The organism is Pseudomonas sp. FSL R10-2964 (assembly GCF_009600035.1).
GTDB lineage: Bacteria > Pseudomonadota > Gammaproteobacteria > Pseudomonadales > Pseudomonadaceae > Aquipseudomonas > Aquipseudomonas bubulae.
This window is the reverse complement of sequence record NZ_WIWH01000047.1, coordinates 11,104-31,957: the sequence shown is the minus strand read 5'-3', so window position 1 is coordinate 31,957 and position 20,854 is coordinate 11,104. Positions and strand designations below refer to the sequence as shown.

22 protein-coding genes are annotated in these 20,854 nt (G+C 59.8%); 9 read left to right on the top strand and 13 right to left on the bottom strand.

The annotated features are described in order from the left end of the window. Positions 1-55: 55 nt before the first annotated feature. Positions 56-664: a TetR/AcrR family transcriptional regulator gene (locus tag GHN92_RS21245; RefSeq protein ID WP_095021338.1), complete on the top strand. Its 609-nt coding sequence runs from the start codon at positions 56-58 to the stop codon at positions 662-664. 80 nt (positions 665-744) lie between these two features. Here the strand turns inward: GHN92_RS21245 and GHN92_RS21240 are convergent, their stop codons facing one another. Further along, on the bottom strand, positions 745-1,203 hold the full coding sequence (locus tag GHN92_RS21240; RefSeq protein WP_095024370.1) for a transposase: 459 nt from the start codon (positions 1,201-1,203) through the stop codon (positions 745-747). 178 nt (positions 1,204-1,381) lie between these two features. After that, a complete protein-coding gene (locus GHN92_RS21235; RefSeq protein ID WP_095002064.1) occupies positions 1,382-1,822 on the bottom strand; it encodes a heme-binding protein in 441 nt (146 codons plus the stop codon). A gap of 267 nt (positions 1,823-2,089) precedes the next feature. Here GHN92_RS21235 and gcl point away from each other — a divergent pair, with 267 nt between their 5' ends. From gcl to GHN92_RS21200, 7 genes are all read left to right on the top strand, one after another. Beyond that, positions 2,090-3,865: a glyoxylate carboligase gene (gene gcl / locus GHN92_RS21230; RefSeq protein ID WP_095002065.1), complete on the top strand. Its 1,776-nt coding sequence runs from the start codon at positions 2,090-2,092 to the stop codon at positions 3,863-3,865. A gap of 55 nt (positions 3,866-3,920) precedes the next feature. Next, positions 3,921-4,703 carry a hydroxypyruvate isomerase gene (hyi, locus tag GHN92_RS21225; RefSeq protein ID WP_095002066.1) on the top strand — a complete coding sequence of 261 codons (783 nt, stop codon included), beginning with the start codon at positions 3,921-3,923 and terminating at the stop codon, positions 4,701-4,703. A gap of 90 nt (positions 4,704-4,793) precedes the next feature. After that, the gene (locus GHN92_RS21220) at positions 4,794-5,684 is read left to right on the top strand and encodes a 2-hydroxy-3-oxopropionate reductase (protein ID WP_046809691.1); all 891 of its coding nucleotides are present in this window, start codon (positions 4,794-4,796) and stop codon (positions 5,682-5,684) included. A gap of 143 nt (positions 5,685-5,827) precedes the next feature. Then, positions 5,828-6,715: an urea transporter gene (locus GHN92_RS21215; RefSeq protein ID WP_130872381.1), complete on the top strand. Its 888-nt coding sequence runs from the start codon at positions 5,828-5,830 to the stop codon at positions 6,713-6,715. Between the two features lie 39 nt (positions 6,716-6,754). Beyond that, positions 6,755-7,576, top strand: coding sequence for an ion transporter (locus GHN92_RS21210; protein ID WP_095002068.1), 822 nt, complete (start codon positions 6,755-6,757; stop codon positions 7,574-7,576). Between the two features lie 93 nt (positions 7,577-7,669). Next, entirely contained in the window at positions 7,670-8,677 is a 1,008-nt protein-coding gene (locus GHN92_RS21205; RefSeq protein ID WP_095019582.1) for a sulfate ABC transporter substrate-binding protein, read from the top strand. Positions 8,678-8,906: 229 nt separating this feature from the next. Next, complete coding sequence (locus GHN92_RS21200; RefSeq protein ID WP_095024372.1) at positions 8,907-10,844, top strand: DNA topoisomerase III; 1,938 nt, start codon at positions 8,907-8,909, stop codon at positions 10,842-10,844. Between the two features lie 3 nt (positions 10,845-10,847). Here the strand turns inward: GHN92_RS21200 and GHN92_RS21195 are convergent, their stop codons facing one another. The 3 genes from GHN92_RS21195 to GHN92_RS21190 form a co-directional block, all read right to left on the bottom strand. Next, positions 10,848-11,690 carry a PhzF family phenazine biosynthesis protein gene (locus tag GHN92_RS21195; RefSeq protein WP_153381050.1) on the bottom strand — a complete coding sequence of 281 codons (843 nt, stop codon included), beginning with the start codon at positions 11,688-11,690 and terminating at the stop codon, positions 10,848-10,850. Positions 11,691-11,772: 82 nt separating this feature from the next. Further along, positions 11,773-11,904: a putative transporter small subunit gene (locus GHN92_RS24045; protein WP_016781520.1), complete on the bottom strand. Its 132-nt coding sequence runs from the start codon at positions 11,902-11,904 to the stop codon at positions 11,773-11,775. Next, positions 11,886-13,553, bottom strand: a complete 1,668-nt coding sequence (locus GHN92_RS21190; protein ID WP_095002072.1) for a sodium:solute symporter family protein — start codon at positions 13,551-13,553, stop codon at positions 11,886-11,888. Before GHN92_RS21190 ends, GHN92_RS24045 begins: the two co-directional genes overlap by 19 nt. Positions 13,554-13,967: 414 nt before the next feature. Between GHN92_RS21190 and GHN92_RS21185 the strand changes: the two genes are divergently transcribed. Beyond that, entirely contained in the window at positions 13,968-14,690 is a 723-nt protein-coding gene (locus GHN92_RS21185; RefSeq protein ID WP_095021433.1) for an SDR family oxidoreductase, read from the top strand. 46 nt (positions 14,691-14,736) lie between these two features. Here GHN92_RS21185 and GHN92_RS21180 read toward each other — a convergent pair whose 3' ends face one another. The 8 genes from GHN92_RS21180 to GHN92_RS21145 form a co-directional block, all read right to left on the bottom strand. Next, positions 14,737-15,132, bottom strand: a complete 396-nt coding sequence (locus tag GHN92_RS21180; RefSeq protein WP_095021432.1) for a hypothetical protein — start codon at positions 15,130-15,132, stop codon at positions 14,737-14,739. A 130-nt stretch (positions 15,133-15,262) separates the two neighbouring features. After that, positions 15,263-16,465, bottom strand: coding sequence for a c-type cytochrome biogenesis protein CcmI (ccmI, locus tag GHN92_RS21175; RefSeq protein ID WP_133143728.1), 1,203 nt, complete (start codon positions 16,463-16,465; stop codon positions 15,263-15,265). Next, complete coding sequence (locus GHN92_RS21170; protein WP_095002076.1) at positions 16,458-16,934, bottom strand: cytochrome c-type biogenesis protein; 477 nt, start codon at positions 16,932-16,934, stop codon at positions 16,458-16,460. Before GHN92_RS21170 ends, ccmI begins: the two co-directional genes overlap by 8 nt. After that, positions 16,931-17,467, bottom strand: coding sequence for a DsbE family thiol:disulfide interchange protein (locus GHN92_RS21165; RefSeq protein WP_088377708.1), 537 nt, complete (start codon positions 17,465-17,467; stop codon positions 16,931-16,933). Before GHN92_RS21165 ends, GHN92_RS21170 begins: the two co-directional genes overlap by 4 nt. Then, on the bottom strand, positions 17,464-19,449 hold the full coding sequence (locus tag GHN92_RS21160; protein ID WP_178102669.1) for a heme lyase CcmF/NrfE family subunit: 1,986 nt from the start codon (positions 19,447-19,449) through the stop codon (positions 17,464-17,466). Before GHN92_RS21160 ends, GHN92_RS21165 begins: the two co-directional genes overlap by 4 nt. Beyond that, complete coding sequence (gene ccmE, locus GHN92_RS21155) at positions 19,449-19,910, bottom strand: cytochrome c maturation protein CcmE (RefSeq protein ID WP_016781527.1); 462 nt, start codon at positions 19,908-19,910, stop codon at positions 19,449-19,451. The genes GHN92_RS21160 and ccmE overlap by 1 nt, the downstream gene beginning before the upstream one ends. Then, positions 19,907-20,083: a heme exporter protein CcmD gene (gene ccmD, locus GHN92_RS21150; protein WP_016781528.1), complete on the bottom strand. Its 177-nt coding sequence runs from the start codon at positions 20,081-20,083 to the stop codon at positions 19,907-19,909. The genes ccmE and ccmD overlap by 4 nt, the downstream gene beginning before the upstream one ends. After that, a complete protein-coding gene (locus tag GHN92_RS21145) occupies positions 20,080-20,838 on the bottom strand; it encodes a heme ABC transporter permease (RefSeq protein ID WP_178102668.1) in 759 nt (252 codons plus the stop codon). Before GHN92_RS21145 ends, ccmD begins: the two co-directional genes overlap by 4 nt. Positions 20,839-20,854 lie beyond the last annotated feature (16 nt).

The window sequence follows — 20,854 nt, the reverse complement described above, 5'->3', positions numbered from 1 at the left end:
CAAGCCCGGTGCTACCATGCCCGACCGCCCCAGCAGGCAAGGACATATCGGGTTTATGAGCAGTATCCGCGAGCGTAACAAAGAACTGATTTTGCGTGCCGCCAGCGAAGAATTCGCTGACAAGGGTTTCGCCGCCAGCAAAACCAGCGATATCGCGGCCAAGGCCGGCGTGCCCAAGCCCAATGTCTACTACTACTTCAAATCCAAGGAAAACCTCTATCGCGAGGTGCTTGAAAGCATTATCGACCCGATCCTGCGGGCTTCGACGCCGTTCAACGCCGATGGCGAGCCGAATACGGTATTGAGCAATTACATCCGCTCAAAAATCGTGATTTCTCGTGACCTGCCCTTTGCCTCGAAAGTGTTCGCCAGCGAAATCATGCATGGCGCCCCGCACTTGAGTGAAAAACAGGTAGAGCTGTTGAATGCCCAGGCCCAACACAACATCGCCTGCATCCAGACCTGGATCGACCGCGGCCAGATTGCCGCCATCGACCCGCACCACCTGATGTTCAGCATCTGGGCGGCAACCCAGACCTACGCCGACTTCGACTGGCAGATCTCGGCCATCACCGGCAAGACCAAGCTTGAAGACAGCGACTACGAAGCGGCAACCCAAACCATTATCCGGTTGGTGCTGAAGGGCTGCGAACCGGACCGATAAACCACGCTGGGACCTTCGCGAGCAGGCTCGCTCCCACCCTGCGCACAATCTGTGGGAGCGAGCCTGCTCGCGAAGCCCTTTCAAACCCAGATTGCATCCCACAGGGGATAGTCACCGAGCTTCTCGACCAGTCGTGCCCGCAACGGATTGGCGACAACATAACGAGCAACATTCACCAGATCCTCTTCTCGCCTTAATGCCCGGTCATGGAAGCCATTTTGCCAAAGGCTGATTTTGCGATCAGTTGATCGCCTGACAGCCTGGGTACTCAAAGACTTGGTTCGTTGCATCAAGCTACCGAGCGTCCCACGGTGTAATTCGATCAACCAATGAACGTGATCTGGCATGACGACCCAGGCCAACGAGTCTGCAAAACCCTGGTCTTGGGCAGCGCGAAATTGTGCGACGACTAATCGTCCCAAGGTAAAGTCTTTAAAGATGGGCTCTCTGCAGAGCGTGTTGGTGCTCAACAGGTAAATTCGATTTGGCTCGGAACAGCGGCCGATACGCAGGCGGTGTGAAGCAGCTAAAGACGGCATTCCTTTGCCTTTTCATAGATGAGTAATGAAAAGGCTAGCCCTGAAAGAACAATGAGGACGGGGCGTTTTTTAGCTGAATGTGTCTCAACAATGCCTTCGCGAGCAGGCTCGCTCCCACCCTGCGCACAATCTGTGGGAGCGAGCCTGCTCGCGAAGGCGGTCAATCACTCAGCCCAAATCAGACCGCCACCCCCGCATCCGCCCGCAGGCCCAGCGCTTCTACCGCGCTGATCGCGCATTGCTCGTCGATATCCGACGTATCGCCGCTGATACCAACAGCACCGATTACCTGCCCCGCCTCATCACGAATCAATACCCCACCCGGCGCAGGCACCACGTCACTTTGCCCCATGCCATTAAGCGCCGCGAAGAACGCCGGGCGCTGTTGCGCGTCCAGTGCCAGCAGACGCGAGCCCTTGCCTAAGGCAATCGCGCCCCAGGCTTTGCCAATCGCAATGCTGGGGCGCAGCAGGCTGGCGCCGTCTTCGCGCTGCAACGCCAGCAAATGCCCGCCACTGTCGAGCACCACTACCGTCAGCGGCGCAGCACTGATCTGACGCCCGACGCTCAAGGCCTGAGCGGTCAGTTCTAAAGCGACTTTCAAGGTTAAAGCACTCATGGTTGCCATCCTTATCTTGTTATGGAAAGCCTTCGGCGCACCTCGCGAGGCGCACTCAATAACACCAATAGAACACAATACAAATCTATTTTGTATACAATTTTTCAGCAATCAAAAAAACAAAACCCAGCGCACAAGCCTGAATACAAGGCTTGCTTGTGATCAACCATCGAATCGATAAAAGCCATTGACCTGCACAGCGGAGGATGAATACACTCGCTCAACAGCCACTTGTATACAATTACAAAACGTAAGAGGCACAAAACAATGAGCAAAATGAGAGCAATCGAAGCCGCCGTTCTGGTGATGCGTCGCGAAGGTGTCGATACCGCATTCGGTATCCCGGGCGCCGCCATCAACCCGCTGTACTCGGCCCTGAAAAAGGTCGGTGGCATCGATCACGTCCTTGCTCGCCACGTCGAAGGCGCCTCGCACATGGCCGAGGGCTATACCCGCACCAAGGCCGGCAATATCGGCGTGTGCATCGGCACCTCGGGGCCTGCCGGTACCGATATGGTGACGGGCCTGTACAGTGCCTCGGCCGACTCGATCCCGATTCTGTGCATCACCGGCCAGGCCCCACGGGCACGGATGCACAAAGAAGACTTCCAGGCGGTGGATATCACCGCCATCGTCAAGCCCGTCACCAAGTGGTCGACCACGGTGATGGAGCCGGGCCAGGTGCCTTACGCCTTCCAGAAAGCCTTTTACGAAATGCGCTCCGGGCGCCCTGGCCCGGTGCTGATCGATCTGCCGTTCGATGTGCAGATGGCCGAAATCGAATTCGACATTGACGCCTATGAACCGCTGCCACTGGCCAAACCAACGGCAAACCGGCTGCAGGCCGAAAAAGCCCTGACCATGCTCGATCAGGCGGAACGCCCGCTGCTGGTCAGCGGTGGCGGCGTGATCAATGCCGACGCCAGCGACCTGCTGGTGGAATTCGCCGAACTGACCGGTATCCCGGTGATTCCGACCCTGATGGGCTGGGGCACCATCGCCGATGACCACCCGCTGATGGTGGGCATGGTCGGCCTGCAAACCTCGCACCGTTATGGCAACGCCACCCTGCTCAAGTCCGATGTGGTATTGGGCATCGGCAACCGCTGGGCCAACCGCCATACCGGTTCGGTGGATGTGTACACCGAAGGCCGCAAGTTCATTCACGTGGATATCGAACCGACCCAGATCGGCCGGGTATTCAACCCGGATCTGGGCATCGTTTCCGACGCCGGTGCCGCGCTCAAGGTATTCCTTGAAGTAGCCCGCGAATGGAAAGCTGCCGGCAAGCTGAAAAACCGCAGCGCCTGGCTGCAGGACTGCCAGCAGCGCAAGGCCACGATGCAGCGCAAGACCCACTTCGACAACGTGCCGGTCAAGCCACAACGCGTGTACGAAGAAATGAACCAGGTGTTCGGCAAAGACACCTGCTATGTCAGCACCATCGGTTTGTCACAGATTGCTGGCGCACAATTCCTGCATGTGTACAAACCTCGCCACTGGATCAACTGCGGCCAGGCCGGCCCTCTGGGCTGGACCATTCCGGCGGCGCTGGGGGTGGTCAAGGCCGACCCGGATCGCAATGTAGTGGCACTGTCCGGCGACTACGACTTCCAGTTCATGATCGAAGAACTGGCCGTGGGCGCTCAGTTCAACCTGCCCTATATCCACGTGGTGGTTAACAACTCCTACCTGGGGCTTATCCGTCAGGCCCAGCGCGGGTTTGAAATGGACTACTGCGTGCAGTTGGCTTTCGACAACCTCAACGCACCGGAGCTTAACGGCTATGGCGTTGACCACGTGGCCGTCGTTCAAGGCCTGGGTTGCAAGGCCTTGCGCGTGTTCGAACCGAGTGAAATCCAGCCTGCCCTGCGCAAGGCCCAGGAACTGATCAAGGAATTCCGCGTACCGGTGATGGTGGAAATCATCCTGGAGCGTGTGACCAATATCTCGATGGGCACCGAAATCAACGGCGTAAATGAATTTGAAGACCTGGCGCTGGTGGGTAACGATGCACCGACCGCCATTTCGATGCTGGATTAATTTATAGCCCTCACCCCCTCTCCCGAGGAGAGGGGACAAAAAGCAGGAGTTCACCATGCCGCGTTTTGCCGCCAACCTGTCCATGCTGTTCACCGAGCAGGATTTTCTTGTCCGTTTTCAAGCGGCCGCCAACGCTGGTTTTCATGGCGTTGAATACCTGTTCCCTTACGATTACAACTCGGCCGACATCAAGGCCCAGCTCGATGCCAATAAACTGACCCAGGTGTTGTTCAACCTGCCGGCCGGTGACTGGGCCAAGGGCGAGCGCGGGATTGCCTGCCTGCCGGACCGGGTTGAAGAGTTCCGCGCCGGGGTCGACCTGGCCATCGCTTACGCGCAAGTGCTGGGCAACGACCAGATCAACTGCCTGGCCGGCATCCGCCCCCAGGGCGTGGACGACGCCACGGTCGAAAAAACCTTCGTCGCCAACCTCAAATACGCCGCCGACAAGCTGCAGGCAGTCGGCATCAAGCTGGTGATGGAGTCGATCAACACCCTCGACATCCCCGGCTTTTACCTGAACAACACCCAGCAGGCACTGGCGATCCAGGAAAAGGTCGGCAGCAGCAATCTGTTCCTGCAATACGACATCTACCACATGCAAATCATGGAGGGTGACCTGGCCCGCACCATGCAGACTCATCTGCCGCAGATCAACCATATCCAGCTGGCCGATAACCCTGGTCGCCACGAACCGGGCACCGGCGAAATCAACTACCGCTTTTTGTTCGATCACCTGGACCGCATCGGCTATCAGGGTTGGGTTGGCTGTGAGTACAAGCCGCTGACCAGCACCGAAGCCGGTCTGGCGTGGCTCAAGACCCATAACGCGGTGTAACTCTGTGGGAGCGATCCCATCGCGAGCAAGCCCGCTCCCACATCAGACCACCTACTCTGAATCGCCCTAAGAAAAACAAGAGGATTTGTCATGGCTAAAATCGGATTTATCGGCACCGGCATCATGGGCTCACCCATGGCCAGCAACCTGCAGAAGGCCGGGCATAGCCTGTTTCTCTCGACCCACCACGGCGCCGCACCGGCCGACCTGGTAGCCGCCGGCGCGATCGCCCTGGCCAGCCCGCGAGAAGTGGCCCAGGAAGCCGAATTCATCATCGTCATGGTGCCGGATACCCCTCAGGTTGAGGATGTGCTGTTTCGTGAAGACGGCATCGCCGCGGGCCTGAGCCCGAACAAGGTGGTGATCGACATGAGTTCGATCTCGCCTACGGCCACCAAAGCGTTCGCCGAAAAAATCAACGCCAAGGGTGCTCAGTACCTCGACGCGCCGGTATCCGGCGGTGAAGTTGGCGCCAAGGCCGGCTCACTGAGCATCATGGTCGGCGGTGACGAAAAAACCTTCGCCCGCGCCCTGCCGCTGCTGCAGAGCATGGGCAAGAACATCACCCTGGTGGGCGGCAATGGCGACGGTCAAACCGCCAAGGTAGCCAACCAGATCATCGTCGCCCTGAATATCCAGGCCGTGGCCGAAGCCCTGGTATTTGCCGCGAAAAACGGCGCTGACCCGGCCAAGGTTCGCGAAGCGCTGATGGGTGGCTTTGCCTCCTCGAAAATCCTCGAAGTGCACGGCGAGCGCATGATCAAGGGCACTTTTGACCCGGGCTTCCGTATCAGCCTGCATCAAAAAGACCTCAACCTGGCCCTGGCCGGTGCCCGTGAGCTGGGGATCAACCTGCCCAACACCGCCAATGCCCAGCAAGTGTTCAGCACCTGCGCGGCCATCGGTGGCAGCAACTGGGACCACTCGGCGCTGATCAAGGGCCTGGAACACATGGCCAACTTCTCGATTCGCGACAAGTAAGCCCACCGGTCTGCCCTTTTTGGGGAGACCGCACTACCTGTAGTCGCAGCCGAGGCACGAAGGCTGCGAGTTCTTGATCATGCAGGGAGCCAATCAAGAGCTCGCAGCCTTCGTGCCTCGGCTGCGACTACCAGGTAACAATCATGAGTTCAAACCCCTGCCCCGACTGGGCGACGGCCCTGTGCGCCGGTTTCGGCCAGATCTTCCTCCAGCGTCATCCTCTGTGCGGCGTGCTGTGCCTGCTGGCCATTCTGATCAGTGCCCCCACCCTGCTCGGTGGCGCCTTGCTCGGCGGTATTGCCGGGCTCCTCACCGCGCAACGGCGCGACTATCCCAAGGCCGAACGCCAGGCGGGTCTGTACAGCTACAACGGTATCTTGCTGGGCTTGCTGATAAGCCACCAGCTTGAATGGTCTGCCCTGTTGCCCTTGCTGATCATTGCCAGTGCCGGACTGAGTACGATGCTCGTGCATCAGTGGCTCAAGCGCGCCACCCCCGGGCAAAGCCTGCTGGCCTACACCGCGCCGTTTGTGGGTATTGGCTGGATCCTGCTGCACCTGACCAACCCGCCTGCACAAGCCATGGACCACACCCAGGCCGTCAATGGCCTCACACTGGCACAGGGGCTGTTCAAGGGCATTGCCCAGGTCATGCTGCTGCCACACCCGCTGGCCGGGTTGCTGATTGTGATCGGCCTGTGGCTGAGCAACTGGCGCGCGGCACTATGGGCCATCACCGGTTCACTGACCGGTATGCTGTTTGCCTTGTATCAACAGGACAGCGCGGCTGCACTGGACGGCCTGGCCGGCTACAACCCTGCACTCGCCGCATTGGCCCTGAGTCAGCAAGCACGGCGTCCCTGGCTGCCCGTGGCGGGGATTATCGTGACCTTGCTGATCACCCCGGGCTTTATTGCCCTGGGCCTCGCCCCCCTGACCGCACCCTTTATCCTCGGATGCTGGCTGGTGCACGCCAGTGTGCGCATCCTGCACCCTGCACAAGAACAATGCAGGTTGCGCATTGAGCGTTAATACTCGAACCTTCTGACCTTTGGGCATCGAGCAACCTGCATGGATAACAATGACTGGCGCCAGCGCTTGTATGTGATGGTCTTTCAGGCCGATACCCCGGCGGGGCGGCGTTTCGACACCGCCCTGCTGCTGATCATCCTGTGCAGCCTGGTGGTCGTGGTGCTCGACAGCATCAACAGCATTCACCGCGACTACGCCAAACTGCTGGCCTATATCGAGTGGGGTTTCACCTTTGTATTCGCCGTGGAATACGGCCTGCGTCTGTATTGCTCGCCCAAACCTCTGCGTTACGCCTTCAGCTTCTACGGCCTGGTGGATTTGCTGGCCATTGTGCCGGGGATTCTGGCGATCTATTACAGCGACGCGCAGTACCTGTTGATCATCCGCATCATTCGCATGTTGCGGATTTTTCGTATCCTCAAGCTGCGCCCCTACCTGAGCCAGGCCAACTATCTGCTCTCGGCGCTGCGCGGCAGCAAGCAAAAAATCATCGTGTTCCTGGTCAGCGTCTCCACCCTGGTTACGGTGTTCGGCAGTCTGATGTATGTGGTCGAAGGGCCTGCAAACGGCTTTACCAGTATTCCGGTAAGTATCTATTGGGCCATTGTCACCCTGACGACTGTGGGTTTTGGTGACATAGTGCCCAAAACCGTACTGGGGCAAGTGATCTCGGCGATGGTGATGATCACCGGCTACTCGATCATTGCCGTGCCCACCGGCATCTTCACTGCCGAATTGGCCAACGCCATGCGTGGCGAGCAACTCAAGCACGACTGCCCGACCTGCAAAAAGAACACTCACGAACAATCGGCGTCTTTTTGTTCACGGTGCGGCAATGCTCTTTTTACGAAAAAAGCATAACCACAGCACTTTTTAATCTTTTAAGGACTATGCGACAGTCGCTATAGTTACTGGCAATTTGCCCTTATTGCTCCCTATAACAAGGAATGCGCAGTGAAAAAACTCTTTAGTGCCTCAATTCTGGCCGCTGGCCTGGCCCTTGGCAGCGTCGCGAGTGCAGCGACCCCACCGCCACTGCTAAACGTGTCCTACGATGTGATGCGTGATTTCTACAAAGACTACAACGCAGCCTTCCAGAAGCACTGGGCACAAGAGCACAACGGCGAAAAGCTCAACGTACAAATGTCATTTGGTGGTTCCAGCAAACAGGCCCGCTCGGTCATAGATGGCTTGCCCGCGGACGTGATCACCATGAACATGGCCACCGACATCAATGCCCTGGCCGACAACGGCCATCTGGTCCCGGAAAACTGGGTCACCCGCCTGCCGGACAACAGCGCACCGTTTACCTCGGCCACCGTTTTCATCGTGCGCAAGGGCAACCCCAAGGCTCTGAAAGACTGGCCCGACCTGCTCAAGGACGGCGTACAGGTCATCGTACCCAACCCGAAAACCTCGGGTAACGGCCGCTACACCTTCCTGTCGGCCTGGGGCTATGTACTCAAAAACGGCGGTGACGAAACCAAGGCCAAGGACTTTGTGGCCAAGTTGTTCAAGCAGGCTCCAGTGCTTGATACCGGCGGTCGTGCAGCCACCACCACCTTTATGACCAATCAGATCGGCGATGTGCTGGTGACGTTCGAAAACGAGGCGGAAATGATCGCCCGTGAATTTGGTCGCGACCAGTTCGAAGTGATCTACCCGAGCGTATCGGCAGAAGCCGAGCCGCCTGTGACGGTAGTGGACAAAGTGGTCGACAAAAAAGGCACCCGCGCCACGGCCGAAGCCTACCTCAAGTACCTGTGGTCGCCTGAAGGCCAGGAAATCGCTGCTAAAAACTACCTGCGCCCGCGTGACCAGGCAATTCTCGCCAAGTACAACGACCGTTTTCCGAAAGTCGACTTCCTGTCGGTTGAAAAAACCTTCGGCGACTGGCGCGACGTGCAGAAAAAGTACTTCAACGACGGTGGCGTGTTCGACCAGATCTACAACGCGCAATAATCCCCTGTCCGGTTGCAAGCCCGCCTTCCATTGTGGGAGCGGGCTTGCTCGCGAAGGGATGCCCCCGGTACGCCTGACTGCCCCCCTCGCCTGCATCGCAGGCAAGCCAGCTCCCCCAGGTTTTGCAGCACCTGCAAAAGCCTGTACATATCAACAGTAAAAAAACTTGCTCTCGCGCCTGTCTCTGCCCATGCTGTGCATCTTCTGCGATGCGTGAATGAGTTGAGCGATGCGGCTGTTTCTGTGTGAAAAACCCTCCCAGGCCAAAGATATTGCCGCCGTGCTCGGTGCCAGCCGCCGCGGTGATGGCTGCTGGGTGGGCGCCAATGCCACCGTCACCTGGTGCATCGGTCACCTGCTCGAAACCGCCCCGCCCGACGCCTACGATGAGCGCTACAAGCGCTGGCTACTGGCTGACCTGCCGATCATTCCGGAAAAATGGAAAATGCGCGTCAAACCCAAGACCGCCAGCCAGTTCAAGGCCGTCAAGCGCCTGCTCGGTGAAGCCACAGAACTGGTCATCGCCACCGACGCCGACCGCGAAGGCGAGATGATTGCCCGCGAACTGGTCGAGCACTGCCGCTACCGCGGCCCCATCCAGCGCCTGTGGCTGTCGGCCCTGGACGACGCCTCGATCCGCAAGGCCCTGGCTGCGCTCAAGCCCGGCAGCGAAACCTTCAACCTCTATCATTCGGCCCTCGGCCGCTCGCGGGCCGACTGGTTGATCGGCATGAACATGAGCCGCCTGTTTACCCTGCTCGGCCGCCAGTCGGGCTATCAAGGCGTATTGCCAGTGGGCCGTGTGCAGACCCCTACGCTGCGGCTGGTGGTCGATCGTGATCGCAGCATCAGCGACTTTATCCCCGTGGCCTACTGGGCCATAGACGTACAGCTCAGGCACGACGGGCAGTTATTCACCGCGCAATGGCGGGCCGATCCCGACACCTGCGACGACCAGGACCGCTGCCTCAACCCGGCCCATGCCCAACAGGCCGCAAGTGCAATGCAAAACGCCAGCAGCGCCCGGGTGATCAAGCTGCGCACCGAGCGCATGCGTGAAGTCGCGCCATTGCCGTTCGATCTGGGCACGCTGCAGGAAGTGTGTTCAAAAAAGCTCGGCCTCGGCGCCCAGGAAACCCTCGATATTGCCCAGGCCCTGTACGAAACCTACAAGGTCGTCACCTATCCGCGCAGCGATTGCGGCTACTTGCCACAGAGCCAGCACGGCGAAGCCGCGTCGATTCTCAGCGCCTTGCAGCAGGCCGATCCGTCACTGGCACCACTGGCCAGCCATCTGGACCCGCAGCGCCGTTCACGGGCCTGGAACGACGCAAAAGTCAGCGCCCACCACGGCATCATTCCTACAGCTGCTGCAAAGAATATTGAACGCCTGAGCGGCAAACATCGCGCGGTATATACGCTGATTCGCGCACGCTACCTCGCGCAGTTTCTGCCCAACCATGAATACGACCGCACCCAGGCCGACTTTGATTGTGCAGGGCAAAACCTGCGGGCCGTCGGCAAGCAGATCGTCGAGCCCGGCTGGAAGCGCGCCCTGCCCGAAGCACTGGCCCCGGCCAAAGGTCGCGAAGCCCCTGCTCCACAGCCCCTGCCGTTATTGCGCGAAGGGCTGGACTGCGCGATTGCCGCGGTCAACCTCAAGGACTTGTGGACCCAGCCGCCCAAGCCGTTCACCGAAGGCGACCTGATCAAGGCGATGAAAAACGTCGCCAAGCTGGTGCAGGACCCGCTGCTCAAGCAAAAACTCAAGGACACCACCGGTATCGGCACCGAAGCCACCCGCGCCGGCATCATCCAGGGCTTGCTCGATCGCGGTTACCTGAGCAAAAACGGCAAGGCCCTGGCGGCGACCGCCCCCGCCTTTAGCCTGATCGACGCGGTACCGCGCGCCATTGCCGACCCCGGCACCACGGCCATCTGGGAGCAGGCGCTGGACATGGTGCAAAGCGGCGAAATGACCCTCGACGTATTCGTCGCCAAACAGGCGGCGTGGATGAGCAAACATATCGAACGTTGCAGCGCCATGACCATGACGATCAGCGGTCCGGCCAGCCCGGCCGGTGCGGCGCCAGCCTGGAAGAAGAAACGCAAGGCCGCTACGGGCAAGGCCAGACCCAAGCGGGCGGTGAAAGCAAAAGGGGCATGAGGCTCAGAGCGTCAATTGCCCGCTAATACAGGTCACCGCCGGGCCGCCCACCCAGATATCCTCGCCGATCTGCTCGATCGACACCCGCCCTGCCCGCCCCATTGCCGTACCCTGGCTGGCCACATAATGCGCCGGGGCAAGGCCTGCGCCGATCAGCCACTGCGCCAGCCCGGCATTCAGGCTACCGGTCACCGGATCTTCGGGCATGCCCTCGCCGGCACAGAATGCGCGCACTTCAAACTGCGCCTCGTCGCCATCGAGTTCAGGCTGCCAGGGGGCAACCACACCGATCGACAGTCCGAGCAACTGCGAGTAATCGGGCTCTAAAGCCAGCACCTGCTCACGGTCACGCAACATCAACGCCACCCAGCCCGGGCCATTATCGACCCAACGCGCCTGCACCACCGCCTGCGCCTCGATGCCCAGGCCACGGCAGATACGCTGCAGCAAATCCCCCTCAACAGCACCCGTACGCAACAGGGGCGGTGCAGTAAAAGCCAGTTGCCCGGCCTGGCGACGAAGACGGATCAACCCCGCGGCGCACTCCTGCACGATCTCTTGACCACGGGGCACGCCGCCGGCTTCCAGCCAGGCGTGGCAACTGCCCAGCGTAGGGTGGTCAGCAAAAGGCAGCTCGTTGAGAGTGGTAAAAATTCGCAGGCGGTAATCGGCATCAGGGTTTTGCGGTTTGAGCACAAAAGTGGTTTCACTCAGATTGGTCCAGCGCGCAAAGTCGGCCATTTGCGTGTCACTCAGGCTGTCGGCATTCAACACCACGGCCACCGGGTTGCCCTTGAGGGCAACGCTGCTGAAAACGTCAACTTGCTTGAATTCGAATGGGCGCATGACCGGCTCCTGATAGTGATCAGCAAGCACCCTACACAATTTGCGTAGCCGCTGGCGAGGCAGCGGCTACCCCATCAAACATTCAGACCAGATCCGTACCCTCACGCTTGGCCTTGCGCATATCGCGCCACAGGCTGACGCACAGGGTCAACATTACGGCCCCGGCAATGGCCGGCCAGATCAGGACATACAGGGTCAAAGCGAAACTGGACATGGGGTGGCTCCTTTTTCAGTGGCAGGTTCGACGGTGTGGTGGAAGGCCACAACACGTTCGTTGATACAGTCAAAATCAAAGGTTTCATTGGCCAGCAAGCTCACCAGCACACACACCACGGTGCTGACACCGTAAGCGGTCAATGAACTGAGCAACACCGGGTAATCGCGGAGAAAACCGAACGCGAATGGCGCCAGTACCAAGAACGCCAATCCGCCCATCACAAAGCCCACGCGCTTGCCAAAAAAGCCGAACGCCATCAGGCCAATCACCACCCCGCCGCCGATCGAGGCACAGAGTTCGAAGAACAGCGCCACCGCACCTTGCATCTGCAACAATTCGAAGCGGGCGACCAAAAACATCACAAACCCGGCAATCGCTGCACTGGTAAAGGCCGCGTTGGTAATCCGCTGCCAATACAGGCTGGCAATAACAGGAAAGACAATCGCGCCCCATAGCGCGCCGACAAAAATCAGCATGGTCAGGATATCGAGTTTCATGCTGGCAAAAATCATCGCCAGCATGGTTGCCAGCACCATGGTCAGGCGCCCGACAAACAACATGGTTTTTGGATTGGGTTTGCCCTTGGCTATGTTCTTGCCATACACGTCAGTCATCACCAGCGCCGACAAGGCGGACAGGTCGGAATCCGCCGTGGACGACAGCGAACCGATCACCATGATGAAAAACAGCCCCACCGCAAACGGCGGCAAGTAGGTCGAGGCCATTTGCGGGATCAGGTTATTGAGGTCGCCATCCTGCGGCTCGATACCTGCCAGCAGGGCCAGAAACCCCAGCATGCCCAGCCCGATCACAATCGAGGCATAACCGATGGTGGCGGTGACGAATGTCGACTTCATCAAGTCTTCACGCACGGCAAACAGCCGCTGGGCGATGGTCTGGTTACCAATGGCGTAGGCCAGCACGGCCACGAAGTAAGGTGCGCCCTGCTCCAGAATCGCGGTTTTCGAATAGAAGCTGGCTTGCTCGGGGGTGATCCTCGGCATGCCCTGGGCGAAGATTTCAGGGCCGCCCAACTGGAAGAAAATAATCGGAATAATCACCACCGCAGCGAAGATCATGGCGAATAGCTGGCCGAAATCAGTAAGCACCGATGAGCGAAACCCTGACCAGATGGTGTAAGTCAGAATCCCGACACCGGCGATAAGCACACCATGGGTAAAGCTCAGCGGCGAAAGCACCGCGACCAGTGCCCCGGCGGCGGTGAAATTGACCATCAGGCTGATCAGACTGCCGACGATATTGGAGCCCGCCAGAATCATCTGGCTGGAACGCCCGTGCCGTGCGTGCATGATCTCCGCCAGGGTGTGGGCCTTGGGCGCCAGTTGCCGGAAACGCCGGCCAAAGGGGTAGATAAACAGAATCATCAGCGCGCCCCAGAAGCCATAGTGCAACGCCCCCGAGAGACCAAACTTGTAGCCCGCACTGGCGGCGGCGTAAAAGGAAGCGGCCCAGATCCAGGTGGCCGTCATGCTGGCGGCCGACATGCCAAAGCCGATGGAGTTATTGGAGACCATATAGCCGTCGACGTTTTCGTCCTTGCGCCCCACGCGCAACGACACCAAAAAGGTCAGGCCATAAAAACAGAACAGAAGCAGCAACACGGTGAGGGTGGAAAGTTGGAACATTCCTTTCTCCTTTCTTATGCGCACACAGTCGTTACAGACGCAACGAAAGGCCGAAATCGGCAGGTGCAACAACCCGGGTTTCCTGACAGGCAGGCGATAGCGGACAGCGGTCCGTGGGTTGTCAAAGTGATGGCTGGCAAGTGACGGAACGCAAGAGGCGTCCCAGGTCAAAAGGCAAAGCGTGCGCTAGCACGTTGAGCCGGTGCTTGCAGCAATGGCCGGCAAGGTGCCGGGAGATAAGTCCTGTATCAGATGCACAAAGCCCTGACACGAACGGAAAAGAAGTATACAGATTTAGGGGGTGACCGGAAGAGGCCGAGACAGGCCGCCACTAAAAGCGCCTCGCAAACCTGCCCGCTCCCACAAGCGCTTGCCAAGGTATCATGCTCACCGTCTTTAAATAGGGAGCACACCATGACCCAACGTACCTACCTTGTCACCGGCGCCAGCAAAGGCATCGGTCGCGCGTTGTGCGAACATCTGGCCCAGGCAGGCCACACCGTGGTGGGCATAGCCCGCAATGCAGACGACCCGGATTTCCCCGGCACACTGGTCGCCCTTAATCTGGCCGACCGCGAACGCAGCGCACAGGTACTCAAGGAACTCAGCGAACGTTTCGCCTTCGACGGGCTGGTCAACAACGTCGGCCTGGTGCGCCCGCAAGCATTGGGCGAAATTGATCTGGATGCATTCGATGACGTCATGCGAGTTAACCTGCATTCGGCGCTGCAGGCCACCCAGGCGTTATTGCCCGGCATGCGCAGCCGGGGCTGGGGGCGAGTCGTGAATATTTCCAGCCTGACCGTACTCGGCATCACCCAGCGTACGGCCTATGCCGCAGCCAAGGCGGCGCTGGTCAGCTTTACCCGCTCCTGGGCACTGGAACTGGCACAAACAGGCATAACCGTAAACGCCGTGGCCCCCGGCCCGACCGAGACGAAGCTGTTCCGCGCCAACAACCCGCCCGGCTCCGCGGGCGAAGCACGCTATCTGGCAGGCGTGCCAATGGCACGTCTGGGCCAGCCCGCAGAAATCGCCTCGGCGATTGCCTTTCTACTGTCTGAGAGCAGCGGTTTTATTACCGGCCAGACGCTGTTTGTCGATGGTGGTGCATCGGTGGGCAAGGCGGCGTTTTAACCACAGCCCCAAACCAAAACGGCGACCCGAAGGTCGCCGCTTGGCTTTACTTGAACTGCCGACTCAACCCCGGCGGTACGCCGCTGATATCGGTCTCTTCCCACGGCCCGTTGGGGCTCACCGCGCGGCTCCAGCCGTTGTCCCAGCGGTAGTAGGCGCGCTGGCGGTAGAAGACGTTGGTCTGGTTATCCAGCACATACACGCCCAGACGCGCATCCCAGTGGCTAGGCCCGCCCGGCGGCGGCGCAAAGGTCGCCGAGGTGCGCGGCAACGGTTTTGGCGCCTTGGGAATCGGCATGTCCGGCAGGGGCTTGCCCGAGGGCTGGGGTGTCGGCTGCGGCATCGGCGTTGTTGGCGCAGGCGGTTCGTAAGGCTGTTGAACCGCACAGGCGCTCAGGCCTAGAGCTAGCGCGAGCAAGGTGATACGGGCGAATACGGCCATGGCGGCTTCTCTTGTAAGTCAGCTAAGACCCCCTGTGGCGGCGGACTTGCTCGCGATTCAATCAATGCGGATTCACTGGAGGACCGCGTCGTCTGCATCGCGAGCAAGCCCGCTACCACATTCGGGGCATTTATTTATCCGGGCTGTCGATGGTCAGTTGTTGCAGCTCCCGAGTGCTGCTGGACAGCGGCTGGATGCGCCCTACCCACTCGCCTGCTGTTGGCTGGCCAGCACGGGAGATGCGTGCCATTAATTGGACTTCAGGAAAGTTGGACAGTTTCAATTGCGGCATCATTGCGTCGACATCGCCCAGCTCAACCGTGATCGGCAGGTCCGCCACAGTCACGCGCTTGACCGCCAACGGTGCCGGCGGGCCGGAGACCGCACGGGCAAAGATAAACACGCTATCACCCGGCAAGGCGCTGGCCTTGACCGCATCGGCCAGATCCACGTTGACCTTGATCGAGGCCATCGCCTTGGCCACAGGTGCAGTTTCAACCTTGCCGCCGCGGGCCTGCAGTTGCTCACGGGCCTTGGCAATACCGCCTTCCAGCGCCGCGCGGGAGGCGTCGCCTTCGGGCAGTTCGGTCATCAACCGTTGCCAGTAGCCAATGGCCTGTTCAAAGCGCTGGTCCTCGAAGGCGGCGATGCCCAGCAGGCCCAGGCTGGTGACTTCCTTCGGGTCGGCCTTCAAGGCTTCATCGGTCAGCGCCTGGATTTTGTCGCTCCACTTTTTATCGTCGGCAAAGTACTGCGCCTGTGCCCACTGGCCCAGCAACTCGGGCTGACGACCGGCCAGGTTGGCCGCGCGTTCGAACACCCTGGCCGCATCCGCAGGACGGTTTTGTGCCATATAGGCACGGCCCAGGAAGTACAGGCCTTCGGCCGAGTCAGGTTGCGCAGCCGCGGCACGCTCAAGGCGCGCGACCATTTCTTCAAGGGATTGCGGCGGCTGGGAGAACTCGCGGGTCAATTCGACCTTGTCGCTGGAACCAAAATGCAGGTACAGGCTCAAGCCCAGCACCGGCACCAGCACTGCGGCCAACAACGGAATGGCCTTGCCCAGACTGGACACCCGCCCCGGCGCCACACCTTCGGTGTCCGCGAGCAATTCGCGGGCCGCTTCGGCGCGGCCGGTTTCGAACTGTTCAGCGGTCAACACGCCCTCTTCGCGCTGGGCTTGCAACTCGGCCACCCGCTCTTGATACAAGGCAACGTTCAAAGCGGTACGGTCTTCTTCGCGCTGGGCACGGCGCCCGCGCAATACCGGGATCAATAAAAAGCTGAGGGCTATCAGTAGCAGCAAGCCTGCTGCGAGCCAGAAATCAATCATCTTTGGTTTTATCCAGCAAAGTGTCGAGGCGCTTGCGCTCCTCGGCAGAAAGTGTGTCCGAACCTTCGGTCTGCTCTGTACGTCGACGGCGCCCGACGATGACGCCAATCACCACCAGACCGCCCACCAGCAGGGCCAGCGGGCCAAACCAGAGCACTGCGGTCTTGCGGGTCAGGGCCGGTTTATAGAGCACGAAATCGCCGTAGCGGGCGACCATGAAATCGAGGATCTGCTGGTTGTCCTTGCCTTCACCGAGCATGCGATAGATCTCGCGGCGCAGGTCGGTGGCAATAGGGGCGTTGGAGTCGGCGATGTCCTGGTTCTGACACTTGGGGCAGCGCAGTTCCTTGGTCAGCTCACGAAAACGGTCGCGCTCGGCGTCGTTGGCAAACTCGTAGGTATCGATGGCGGCATGGGCAACCCCGGTCAGGGTCAAACCGAAAACCACGGCGGCTAGCCAGCGCTTCATGGTTTGGCCTCGTCAACCAGTGCCTGATATTTACCCGCAAGCTGCTCACGCCACACGGTCTCGTCGATCACGCCGACAAACTTGTGGCGGATGATGCCCTTGCTGTCGATCAGGAATGTCTCAGGAGCGCCGTACACGCCCAGATTCAGGCCCAGGGAGCCGTCTGCGTCGTTGATGTCCAGCTGATAAGGGTTGTGGAAATCCTTAAGCCACTTCTTCGCATCTTCGTTGACGTCTTTGTAGTTCACGCCGTAGATCAGTACACCCTGATCGGCCAGTTTGGTCAGCACCGGGTGCTCGACCCGGCATGAAATGCACCAGGTGGCCCACACGTTGACCAGCGCAGGCTTGCCCTTGAGGTCAGCTTCGGTGAGGGTTTTGTCCCCCTCCACCGAAGGCAGGCTGAAGGCCGGGAACGGCTTGTCGATCATCGCCGACGGCAGCTCGGTCGGGTCCAGATACAAGCCCCGGTAGAGAAACCACGCCATACCGAGAAAAACGGCCAGCGGGACCAGCATCAACCAACGTCTCATGCCGTGGCTCCTGTCATGCCCAATGCTTCACGCACGCGGCTTTTCACCTTGACCCGGTAGCGACGATCCATCGCTGCCAGCAATCCACCAAAGCCTGTGAGCAGACCGCCAAACCAGATCCAGCGCACAAACGGTTTCACATGCACCCGCACAGCCCAGGCGCCGTTGTCCAGGGGCTCACCCAGAGCAACATAGAGGTCACGGGTGAAACCGGCGTCGATCCCGGCTTCGGTCATCATCGAGTTCTGCACCGTGTAGAGGCGTTTTTCCGGGTGCAGTACGCTGACTTCCTTGCCATTGCGGATGACACGCACGGCGCCTTTGTCAGACGTAAAGTTCGGACCCTGGAAGTGCTTGGCGCCTTCAAAAATAAAGTGATAACCGCCAAGCTCCATCGACTCGCCCGGTGCCAGGCGCAAGTCGCGCTCGGCACTGTGCTGGCTCGACAACACCACCCCCAGCGCACACACGGCGATACCCAGGTGGGCAATCTGCATGCCCCAGTAGCTGCGGGTCAGGCTGCGCACGCCTTTGATCAAGCCCTTGTGACGGGTTTTGTCACCGATGTCACGCACCCCGGCCAGCAGCACCCAGGCCGCCAGCATAAAGGTGGTCAGCACCGCCCAGTTGAAGTCGCCATAGGCCACTCCGGCAATTGCCGACAGCGCGGCGCTGCCCAGCAGTACGGAGGTGAGCATGCCCAACAACCATTTGACCGGAGTGTCTTTCCAGCGCACCAGCACACCGACGGCCATCACCACCATCAGCAAAGCCATGAGCGGGATAAACAGGGCATTGAAGTACGGCGGGCCCACCGACATCTTGGCGCCACTGATGGCATCCAGAATCAGTGGGTACAGGGTGCCGAGCAGAATCATCGACGCGGCCACCACCAGGATCAGGTTGTTGCCCAACAGCAGGGTCTCACGGGACCACAGCTTGAAGCTGACATGGCTTTTCACCACTGGCGCACGCAGGGCAAACAGGGTCAGCGAACCGCCGACCACAAACAGCAGGAAGATCAGGATGAATACGCCGCGCTCTGGGTCGGAAGCGAACGCATGCACCGAGGTCAACACGCCGGAACGCACCAGGAACGTACCCAGCAGGCTCAGGGAAAACGCAGCTATCGCCAGCAGTACTGTCCAGCTCTTGAACACACCACGTTTTTCGGTCACGGCCAGCGAGTGAATCAGCGCCGTACCCACCAACCATGGCATGAACGAAGCATTTTCTACCGGATCCCAGAACCACCAGCCGCCCCAGCCAAGCTCGTAATAAGCCCACCATGAACCCAGGGTGATGCCGATGCCGAGGAAGGCCCATGCCACGATGGTCCATGGACGCGACCAGCGCGCCCAGGCTGCGTCCAGCCGACCGCCGAGCAAGGCAGCAATGGCAAAGGCAAAAGCCACGGAGAAACCGACATAGCCCATGTACAGCATTGGCGGGTGAACAATCAGGCCAATGTCCTGCAGTAGCGGGTTAAGGTCGTTGCCATCCGAAGGAATCTGCGGCAGCAAGCGCACGAAAGGATCTGAGGTCAGGATCAAAAACAGCAGGAAGCCGACACTGATCATGCCCATGATCGCCAGCACACGCGCCAGCATCACTTGTGGCAGCTGCCGCGAGAAGATCGACACGGCAAAGGTCCAGCCACCGAGGATCATCGCCCACAACAGCAGCGAGCCTTCGTGGGCACCCCACACCGCGCTGAACTTGAAGTACCAGGGCAGCGCGCTGTTTGAGTTGCTGGCTACGTACGCCACCGAAAAGTCATCGGCCATAAAGGCATAGGTCAGGCAGGCAAAGGAGAACAACAAGAAGGCAAATTGCCCCCAGGCAGCGGGTTGCGCCAGGCTCATCCACAATTTGTCGCCGCGCCAGGCGCCCAGCAGCGGCACGATGGCCTGCACAATGGCAAAGCACAGGGCCAGAATCATGGCCAGATGGCCCAATTCGGGAATATAGAGTCCAGACATCAGTACTTACCCTCACTTGCAGGCACAGGCGCGGATTGGCCACTTTCGTTCAGCGCCTTGGTCACTTCGGGCGGCATGTATTTTTCGTCGTGTTTGGCCAGCACTTCATCAGCCACCACCACACCCTGGGCATTGAGCTTGCCCAGCGCGACGATGCCCTGCCCTTCACGGAACAAGTCCGGGAGGATGCCGCGATACTGGATGGTCACCGACTTGTTGAAATCGGTGACCACAAACTGCACGTCCAGCGAGTCACCTGAACGCTTGAGCGAACCGTCTTCGACCATGCCGCCGGCACGGATCCGGGTATCCAATGGCGCTTCGCCATTGGCGATCTGGGTCGGGGTGTAAAACAGGTTGATGTTCTGCTGCAAGGCGCTCAGGGCCAGGGCCACGGCAGCGCCGACCCCTACCAGAATCGCCAGGATGATGATCAAGCGTTTTTTGCGCAGCGGATTCACTTCGAATTCTCCCGACGCAAACGACGCGCCTCTTGTTGCAGATAACGCCGGCGCGCCATGATTGGCAGTGCCACGTTCAACCCCAGCACCGCCAGGCAAATGCCATAGGCCGACCAGACATATACCCCGTGATGGCCCATGGCGAGAAAGTCGCCAAAAGAAGCAAAACTCATCGCGCACCCTCCAGAGCCTTCAACACCTCAGCCTTGACCCAGGTGCTGCGGGCCTCGCGCTTGAGCACCTCAAGACGCATGCGCAACAGCAGCACCGCGCCAAAGAAGCAATAAAAGCCCAGCACCGTGAGCAACAGCGGCATCCACATTTCCATGGGCATGGCCGGTTTTTCGGTCAGGGTGAAGGTCGCGCCCTGGTGCAGGGTGTTCCACCACTCCACCGAGTACTTGATGATCGGAATATTGATCACGCCCACAATCGCCAGCACCGCGCAGGCCTTGGCCGCACTGTCGCGATTGGTGATGGCGTTGCCCAGGGCAATCAGGCCGAAGTACAGAAACAGCAGAATCAGCATCGAGGTCAGACGCGCATCCCAGACCCACCACGAGCCCCAGGTCGGCTTGCCCCACACCGCACCGGTGACCAGCGCCACGGCTGTCATCCAGGCGCCAATGGGTGCGGCGGATTGCAGGGCCACGTCGGCGATTTTCATCTTCCACACCAGCCCTACCACACCGCACACCGCCAGCATCACGTAGCAGGATTGCGCCAGCATGGCCGCAGGAACATGGATATAGATGATGCGGAAGCTGTTGCCCTGCTGGTAGTCCGGCGGTGCAAAGGCCAGGCCCCAGACCACCCCGCAGGTGATCAGCAACACGGCGGCAATGCTTAACCACGGCAACAGCCGCCCACTGATGGCATAGAACCATTTGGGCGAGCCGAGTTTGTGAAACCAAGTCCAGTTCATCACGCTGCTTCCATCACGG

Bases quoted from the DNA above. Each gene is read 5' to 3' on its own strand.
- GHN92_RS21245 (WP_095021338.1), top strand. From the start codon at position 56: ATGAGCAGTATCCGCGAGCGTAACAAAGAACTGATTTTGCGTGCCGCC.
- GHN92_RS21240 (WP_095024370.1), bottom strand. From the start codon at position 1,203: ATGCCGTCTTTAGCTGCTTCACACCGCCTGCGTATCGGCCGCTGTTCC.
- GHN92_RS21235 (WP_095002064.1), bottom strand. From the start codon at position 1,822: ATGAGTGCTTTAACCTTGAAAGTCGCTTTAGAACTGACCGCTCAGGCC.
- gcl (WP_095002065.1), top strand. From the start codon at position 2,090: ATGAGCAAAATGAGAGCAATCGAAGCCGCCGTTCTGGTGATGCGTCGC.
- hyi (WP_095002066.1), top strand. From the start codon at position 3,921: ATGCCGCGTTTTGCCGCCAACCTGTCCATGCTGTTCACCGAGCAGGAT.
- GHN92_RS21220 (WP_046809691.1), top strand. From the start codon at position 4,794: ATGGCTAAAATCGGATTTATCGGCACCGGCATCATGGGCTCACCCATG.
- GHN92_RS21215 (WP_130872381.1), top strand. From the start codon at position 5,828: ATGAGTTCAAACCCCTGCCCCGACTGGGCGACGGCCCTGTGCGCCGGT.
- GHN92_RS21210 (WP_095002068.1), top strand. From the start codon at position 6,755: ATGGATAACAATGACTGGCGCCAGCGCTTGTATGTGATGGTCTTTCAG.
- GHN92_RS21200 (WP_095024372.1), top strand. From the start codon at position 8,907: ATGCGGCTGTTTCTGTGTGAAAAACCCTCCCAGGCCAAAGATATTGCC.
- GHN92_RS21195 (WP_153381050.1), bottom strand. From the start codon at position 11,690: ATGCGCCCATTCGAATTCAAGCAAGTTGACGTTTTCAGCAGCGTTGCC.
- GHN92_RS24045 (WP_016781520.1), bottom strand. From the start codon at position 11,904: ATGTCCAGTTTCGCTTTGACCCTGTATGTCCTGATCTGGCCGGCCATT.
- GHN92_RS21190 (WP_095002072.1), bottom strand. From the start codon at position 13,553: ATGTTCCAACTTTCCACCCTCACCGTGTTGCTGCTTCTGTTCTGTTTT.
- GHN92_RS21185 (WP_095021433.1), top strand. From the start codon at position 13,968: ATGACCCAACGTACCTACCTTGTCACCGGCGCCAGCAAAGGCATCGGT.
- GHN92_RS21180 (WP_095021432.1), bottom strand. From the start codon at position 15,132: ATGGCCGTATTCGCCCGTATCACCTTGCTCGCGCTAGCTCTAGGCCTG.
- ccmI (WP_133143728.1), bottom strand. From the start codon at position 16,465: ATGATTGATTTCTGGCTCGCAGCAGGCTTGCTGCTACTGATAGCCCTC.
- GHN92_RS21170 (WP_095002076.1), bottom strand. From the start codon at position 16,934: ATGAAGCGCTGGCTAGCCGCCGTGGTTTTCGGTTTGACCCTGACCGGG.
- GHN92_RS21165 (WP_088377708.1), bottom strand. From the start codon at position 17,467: ATGAGACGTTGGTTGATGCTGGTCCCGCTGGCCGTTTTTCTCGGTATG.
- GHN92_RS21160 (WP_178102669.1), bottom strand. From the start codon at position 19,449: ATGTCTGGACTCTATATTCCCGAATTGGGCCATCTGGCCATGATTCTG.
- ccmD (WP_016781528.1), bottom strand. From the start codon at position 20,083: ATGAGTTTTGCTTCTTTTGGCGACTTTCTCGCCATGGGCCATCACGGG.